Consider the following 6187-nt stretch of genomic DNA (forward strand, 5'->3'; position numbering starts at 1 on the left):
TCTTCTGCCACGGTGATTTCCACATGATCGATCGTGCGGTTATCCCAGTTATTCACAAACAGGGAGTTGGCAAAACGCAGCGCCAGCAGGTTCAGAACGGTCTCTTTTCCCAGATAGTGGTCGATGCGGTAAACCTGGCACTCTTCAAAATATTCGCCAACCTGATCGTTGATCTCGCGAGATGTCGCCAGTGAGGTACCCAACGGTTTTTCCATCACCACGCGTGCCGGTTTGGCATTCAGTTTCGCTTCGCCCAGTCCCTTACAGATTGCGCCAAACGTGCTTGGCGGCATGGCGAAGTAGTTGATCGTGGTGCGGTTTTTCTGATCGAGCATCGCCCCAAGACGAGTAAACGCCGCGGTATCGTTCACATCCAGATTGCAGAAATCCAGGCGAGCGCTCAGGGTGTCCCACAATCCTTCATCAATCTTTTCTTTCATGAAGGTTTCGAGCGCTTCGCGCACCACCTTCGTGTAGGCATCTTTATCCCAGTCGGCACGGCCTACCCCGATAATGCGGGTTTCAGGGTTGAGCTGACCGGCTTTTTCAAGTTGATACAGGGAAGGCAGCAATTTACGACGCGCAAGGTCGCCTTTCGCGCCGAAAATGACCAGGTCACATGCCTGGGCTGTTTGCGTTACCGCCATGTCATTCTCCTTAGTTAGCTATCCTGGTACTTTGCCAGGCATTACTTGTAATTTTATTACAGTGCACTGTACTGCTTTTACGTGATTCCGGAAACCGTAAACGCTTAACCCACTGTGCGGTTGGCGCTTAACGGCGCAAATTGGTCAAAATTGTCGTTGGTTTGCGACGCATAACGGTGAGTCAAAACACGATGTTGATCATGTTATGAAAAAAAACAACAACTCTGCTGACCATTTTGCCCCCTTCTCTGATTAGCAGGGGTACTATCTACCAAAATTGCCTCTCGATTTCTTGTATCACTGAAATCGTTATTTCCTTGAGTCTACATCATGAATATGCTGGAAAAGATCCAGTCTCAACTGGAACATTTGAGCAAATCTGAACGCAAAGTCGCCGATGTCATCATCGCCTCACCCGAGCGGACCATCCATTGCAGTATTGCCACGCTTGCGCAGGAAGCCAACGTCAGTGAACCGACGGTGAACCGTTTTTGTCGCAGCATGGAAACCCGGGGCTTCCCCGATTTTAAACTGCATCTGGCACAAAGTCTGGCAAATGGTACCCCTTATGTTAATCGTAATGTGGATGAAGATGACAGTGTCGAATCCTATACGGGCAAGATTTTCGAATCCGCGATGGCCAGTCTTGACCACGTTCGCCAGTCGCTGGACAAATCGGCGATCAACCGCGCGGTGGATTTACTGACGCAGGCCAAGAAAATCGCTTTCTTTGGCCTGGGGTCGTCCGCCGCCGTCGCCCATGATGCCATGAACAAGTTTTTCCGTTTCAACGTTCCCGTTATCTACTCCGACGACGTCGTTTTGCAACGGATGAGCTGTATGAATTGTAGTGACGATGACGTGGTCGTGCTGATTTCGCATACCGGTCGCACCAAGAGTCTGGTCGAACTGGCGCAGCTTGCGCGCGAAAACGATGCCATGGTGATCGCGTTAACCTCCGCTGATACGCCGCTGGCGCGTGAAGCCACGCTGGCAATTACGCTCGATGTACCGGAAGATACTGACATTTATATGCCCATGGTCTCTCGACTTGCGCAGTTGACCGTGATAGATGTGCTGGCTACGGGATTTACTTTGCGCCGTGGGGCAAAATTCAGAGATAACTTGAAGCGTGTCAAAGAAGCGCTCAAGGAATCGCGTTTTGATAAAGAACTGCTCATCAAGAGTAATGACCGCTAATAGCAATAATAAGTACGACTAAAATTCGTCATCCGGTTTTGTTCGCTATGCTATGTAGACCCTACGTAATTCGAGTTGTGGAAAGGCGGCAACGCAGCGAATCTTCAGGAGCTTACTGAAATCAGTGACTGGGGTGAGCAAGGAGGCCAACGCACAGGCAACCAGAAGTATGACGGGGGTCAGGTTTTTCAGAACTGCCGGATCAATTTTCACGCAACACCTAGTTGTTTCAGTCAACGGAGTATTAAATGTCCAGAAGGCTTCGCAGAACCAAAATCGTTACGACATTAGGCCCGGCTACCGACCGCGATAACAATCTTGAAAAGATTATCGCTGCTGGTGCTAACGTCGTGCGGATGAATTTCTCTCACGGTTCGCCAGAAGATCATAAAATGCGCGCGGATAAAGTTCGTGAGATCGCTGCCAGATTGGGACGCCACGTAGGCATTCTGGGTGATCTCCAGGGGCCAAAAATTCGCGTCTCTACCTTTAAAGAAGGCAAAGTATTCCTCAACATCGGTGACAAATTTCTCCTGGATGCCAACCTGGGTAAAGGTGAAGGCGACAAGGAAAAAGTCGGCATTGACTACAAAGGTCTGCCGGCAGACGTGGTACCTGGCGACATTCTGCTGCTTGACGATGGCCGCGTGCAGTTAAAAGTGTTGGAAGTTCAGGGTATGAAAGTGTTCACGGAAGTGACCGTGGGCGGCCCGCTCTCCAACAACAAAGGCATCAACAAGCTGGGCGGCGGTCTCTCCGCAGAAGCCCTGACCGAAAAAGACAAAGCCGATATCGTGACCGCCGCTCAGATTGGCGTTGACTATCTGGCTGTCTCCTTCCCGCGTTGCGGCGAAGATCTGAACTACGCTCGCCGCCTGGCGCGTGATGCGGGCTGCGATGCCAAGATTGTGGCCAAAGTTGAGCGTGCCGAAGCGGTCTGCGACCAGAATGCGATGGATGACATCATTCTGGCTTCTGACGTGGTGATGGTCGCTCGTGGCGACCTTGGCGTTGAGATTGGCGATCCGGAACTGGTCGGCATCCAGAAGACGTTGATTCGTCGCGCACGTAAGTTGAACCGCGCGGTGATTACCGCGACCCAGATGATGGAGTCGATGATCACCAACCCAATGCCAACCCGTGCCGAAGTGATGGACGTCGCGAACGCCGTGCTGGATGGTACCGATGCGGTCATGCTGTCAGCCGAAACGGCGGCAGGCCAGTACCCGGCGGAAACCGTCGCGGCGATGGCGCGCGTCTGCCTGGGTGCAGAAAAAATCCCCAGCATCAATGTCTCCAAACACCGTCTGGACGTACAGTTCGACAATGTTGAAGAAGCGATTGCGATGTCCGCTATGTACGCAGCAAACCACCTGAAGGGGGTGACCGCGATCATTACCATGACGGAATCCGGTCGTACCGCGCTGATGACTTCTCGCATCAGCTCCGGCCTGCCGATTTTCGCCATGTCCCGACATGAGCGTACGCTGAACCTGACGTCGCTGTACCGTGGCGTCACGCCGGTGCATTTCGACAGCGCGGCAGAAGGCGTTGTCGCAGCAAGCGAAGCGGTGAATCTGCTGCGTGACAAAGGCTACCTGGTGTCCGGCGATCTGGTGATCGTGACGCAGGGCGACGTGATGAGCACCATTGGCTCAACCAATACCACGCGTATTCTGACCGTCGAGTAATCGACGGCTGATACAAAGAGGCCTCTCATGTGAGAGGCCTTTTTTTATTTGAGGGGGTAGAGATCTTTGCGCTTATACGGCTGGATCTCGCCCGGTTTGCGGGTCTTCAGCAGTTTCAGGATCCAGGTATATTGCTCGGGATGCGGGCCAACAAAAATTTCCACCTCTTCATTCATTCGACGGGCAATAGTGTTGTCATCAGCGGTCAGAAGATCGTCCATGGGCGGGCGCACCTGAATCGTCAACCGGTGGGTATCGCCGTTGTATACCGGGAACAGCGGAATGACGCGCGCCCGACACACTTTCATCAGTCGACCAATGGCCGGCAACGTCGCTTTATAGGTGGCAAAGAAATCGACAAACTCACTGTGTTCAGGACCATGATCCTGATCGGGCAGATAATATCCCCAGTACCCCTGACGGACAGACTGAATGAACGGCTTGATGCCGTCATTACGCGCATGCAGGCGACCACCAAAGCGGCGGCGCACCGTGTTCCAGACGTAATCAAACACCGGGTTTCCCTGATTATGGAACATTGCCGCCATCTTCTGGCCCTGAGACGCCATTAACATTGCCGGAATATCCACACCCCAGCCATGCGGCACCAGGAAGATCACCTTTTCGTTGTTGCGGTGCATCTCCTCGATGATCTCAAGCCCTTCCCAGTCAACGCGCGACTGAATTTTTTCCGGACCGCGAATCGCCAGTTCCGCCATCATCGCCATGGCCTGCGGCGCAGTTGAAAACATCTCATCGACGATAGCCTCGCGCTCAGCTTCGCTACGTTCCGGAAAGCACAATGACAGGTTAATCAACGCCCGGCGACGCGAGCTTTTACCCAGACGCCCGGCGAAACGACCCAGTTTTGCCAGCAGCGGGTCGCGAAAGGATGCAGGCGTTAAGGCGATACCCGCCATCGCCGCGACGCCCAGCCATGCGCCCCAGTAACGCGGATGGCGAAAAGATTTCTCAAACTCAGGGATGTACTCACTATTATTTTTTTTTGTTTCCATGCTTATCCAGTGCCTGATGACGCGAAAAGTAAATCTGATGATAGTGTAGCGGCGCACCCTGCCGCGCACAAAATAAAAAAGCCGGCACACGCGCTGCGTACCGGCTTTGAAGTCATGAGTGATTAATCGAAGCGTAACTGCGGCAGAACCTCTTTGACCTGCGCCAGGTAATCGGTACGATCTTTACCGGTCAGCCCTTCGGTACGCGGCAGTTTCGCCGTCAGCGGGTTAACCGCCTGCTGGTTAATCCAGACTTCATAGTGAAGATGCGGGCCAGTAGAACGTCCGGTGTTACCGGAGAGTGCGATACGATCGCCACGTTTAACCTTTTGTCCCGGTTTCACCAGCAGTTTACGCAGGTGCATATAGCGCGTGGTATAGGTACGACCGTGACGCACCGCCACATAATAGCCAGCCGCACCGCTGCGTTTCGCCACGACGACTTCACCGTCACCCACGGACAGCACCGGCGTCCCCTGCGGCATCGCGAAGTCCACGCCTCTGTGTGGCGCGACACGTCCGGTAACCGGGTTGGTTCGACGCGGGTTGAAGTTAGACGAAATGCGGAACTGTTTCGCCGTCGGGAAACGCAGGAAGCCTTTCGCCAGCCCGGTACCATTGCGGTCGTAGAACTTTCCGTCTTCGGCACGGATAGCGTAATAATCTTTACCTTCTGAACGCAAACGCACGCCCAACAACTGGCTCTGCTCACGCTTGCCGTCCAGCATTTCACGAGACATCAGCACAGAGAACTCATCGCCTTTTTTCAGTTTGCGGAAGTCCATCTGCCACTGCATCGCTTTGATCACCGCGCTAATTTCAGCGCTGGTCAGCCCGGCAGCTTTCGCACTGGCGACGAAGCTGTTGCCAACGGTGCCTTTCATCAGGCTGTTTACCCAATCGCCCTGCTGCGTTTCCGCGCTCATTTTAAAGCCGTTCGCCGCAGTACGGTCATAGGTACGGGTTTCGCGACGCGACATTTCCCACGTCAGACGCTGTAAATCGCCGTCCGCGGTCAGCGTCCAGGAGAGCTGTTGACCAATCTTCAGATTACGCAGCTCTTTATCGGACGCGGCAAGCTGGGCGATATCACCCATATCAATGCCGTACTGATTCAGAATGCTGCTGAGGGTATCGCCCGTCGAAACGACATATTCATGAACGCCCGCTTCTCCCGAGGTTTTGTCGTCCAGCTCATCCTGAGGAATGGCTTCATCTTCCTGTGCCGCCTGATCGATAGGCTCGCTGGCCTCCGGGAGCAGTGAACGAATTTCGCTCTTCTCCAGTTCGATCGTTTTAACAATGGGGGCAGATTCCGGGTGATAAACGTAAGGCCGCCAGACAGCAACGGCCAGTGTCAGAACAGTAAGCGACCCCAGCATAACGCGATGGGGTCTGGGCAGATTATTAAATGCCAGGGCGACAGAGCGGGCTATCTGTTGCACGTATTCACTTCCTCATTAATCTCCTTTCAGGCAGCTCGCATACTGGTTCGCTAGTTGGTTCAAGAACGCTGAATAGCTCGTTTTACCCAGTTTGATGTTTGTCCCGAGGGGATCCAACGTTCCCATTCGAACGGATGTCCCTCTCGCAACGGCTTCAACGACCGCTGGCCTGAACTGTGGCTCAGCAA

General features: G+C 53.6%; 4 protein-coding genes and 2 pseudogenes. 2 read left to right on the forward strand and 4 right to left on the reverse strand.

Annotation, left to right across the window (positions count from 1 at the left end; genetic code table 11):
• Positions 1-647, reverse strand: a pseudogene (locus AB7E14_RS19015) (glucose-6-phosphate dehydrogenase); the annotation flags it as partial.
• A 330-nt stretch (positions 648-977) separates the two neighbouring features.
• On the opposite strand from AB7E14_RS19015, the gene AB7E14_RS19020 reads away from it, so the two are divergent.
• Positions 978-1847 carry a MurR/RpiR family transcriptional regulator gene (locus AB7E14_RS19020; protein WP_043000366.1) on the forward strand — a complete coding sequence of 290 codons (870 nt, stop codon included), beginning with the start codon at positions 978-980 and terminating at the stop codon, positions 1845-1847.
• 248 nt (positions 1848-2095) lie between these two features.
• Positions 2096-3538, forward strand: coding sequence for a pyruvate kinase (gene pyk / locus AB7E14_RS19025; RefSeq protein ID WP_043000365.1), 1443 nt, complete (start codon positions 2096-2098; stop codon positions 3536-3538).
• 44 nt (positions 3539-3582) lie between these two features.
• On the opposite strand, the gene lpxM is transcribed toward pyk, so the two are convergent.
• The 3 genes and pseudogenes from lpxM to znuA all read right to left on the reverse strand — a co-directional run.
• Positions 3583-4554, reverse strand: a complete 972-nt coding sequence (gene lpxM, locus AB7E14_RS19030; protein WP_043000364.1) for a lauroyl-Kdo(2)-lipid IV(A) myristoyltransferase — start codon at positions 4552-4554, stop codon at positions 3583-3585.
• A 122-nt stretch (positions 4555-4676) separates the two neighbouring features.
• Positions 4677-5999 carry a murein DD-endopeptidase MepM gene (gene mepM, locus AB7E14_RS19035; RefSeq protein ID WP_216081374.1) on the reverse strand — a complete coding sequence of 441 codons (1323 nt, stop codon included), beginning with the start codon at positions 5997-5999 and terminating at the stop codon, positions 4677-4679.
• A 15-nt stretch (positions 6000-6014) separates the two neighbouring features.
• Positions 6015-6187 (reverse strand): annotated as a pseudogene (gene znuA / locus AB7E14_RS19040) (zinc ABC transporter substrate-binding protein ZnuA); the annotation flags it as partial.

It is taken from the genome of Citrobacter sp. (genome assembly GCF_050252275.1).
GTDB lineage: Bacteria > Pseudomonadota > Gammaproteobacteria > Enterobacterales > Enterobacteriaceae > Citrobacter_A > Citrobacter_A amalonaticus.